This is a genomic window from Methylothermus subterraneus (assembly GCF_054656915.1).
Map to the genome: position 1 here is coordinate 1 of NZ_BAAHXK010000034.1, position 1,196 is coordinate 1,196.

General features: G+C 58.8%; 1 protein-coding gene. It reads left to right on the forward strand.

The window, feature by feature from the left end:
• Window positions 1-2 precede the first annotated feature (2 nt).
• On the forward strand, window positions 3-1,196 hold the full coding sequence (tuf, locus tag ACYQ3M_RS11585; RefSeq protein WP_460036238.1) for an elongation factor Tu: 1,194 nt from the start codon (window positions 3-5) through the stop codon (window positions 1,194-1,196).

The following is a 1,196-nucleotide window of genomic DNA, read 5'->3' on the forward strand; positions in this document are numbered from 1 at the left end:
TTATGTCCAAGCAGAAGTTTGAGCGCAAGAAGCCGCATGTGAATGTGGGGACGATTGGGCATGTAGATCATGGGAAGACGACGTTGACGGCGGCGTTGACGAAGGTATCGGCGGAGCATTATCAGGGGGCGGAGTTTGTGCCGTATGATCGGATAGACAAGGCGCCGGAGGAGCGGGAGCGAGGGATTACGATTTCGACCTCGCATGTAGAGTACGAGAGTGCGAAGCGGCACTATGCGCATGTAGACTGTCCTGGGCATGCGGATTATGTGAAGAACATGATTACGGGTGCGGCGCAGATGGACGGGGCGATATTGGTGGTATCGGCGGCGGATGGGCCGATGCCGCAGACGCGGGAGCACATTTTGCTGGCTCGGCAGGTGGGGGTACCGTATATTGTGGTGTACATGAACAAGGCGGACATGGTGGACGATCCTGAGCTGTTGGAGCTGGTGGAGATGGAGGTTCGGGAGCTGCTGAGTCGGTACGAATTTCCTGGGGACGAGGTGCCGGTGGTGGTAGGGAGTGCGCTGAAGGCGTTGGAGGGGGATCAGAGCGAGATTGGGGTGCCGTCGGTGCTGAAGCTGATGGAGGCGATGGACGAGTATATTCCGGAGCCGGAGCGGCCGGTGGATCAGCCGTTTTTGATGCCGATTGAGGACGTATTTTCGATTTCTGGGCGTGGGACGGTGGTGACGGGGCGGATTGAGCGTGGCAAGGTGAAGGTTGGGGACGAGGTTGAGATTGTGGGGTTACGTCCGACGGCCAAGACCACGGTGACTGGGGTAGAGATGTTTCGCAAGCTCCTGGATGAGGGGGTAGCTGGGGACAATGTAGGGGTATTGTTGCGTGGGACGAAGCGGGACGAGGTAGAGCGTGGGCAGGTGTTGGCCAAGCCGGGGAGCATTACGCCGCACACGCATTTTGAGGCGGAGGTGTATGTGTTATCGAAGGAGGAGGGGGGTCGGCACACGCCGTTTTTCAATGGGTATCGGCCGCAGTTTTATTTTCGGACGACGGACGTGACGGGGGCGGTGGAGTTGCCGGCTGGGGTAGAGATGGTGATGCCTGGGGACAATGTGCGGTTGACGGTGAAGTTGATTGCGCCGATTGCGATGGAGGAGGGTTTACGGTTTGCGATTCGCGAAGGCGGTCGCACCGTCGGCGCCGGCGTCGTCTCCAAAATCATTGAGTAA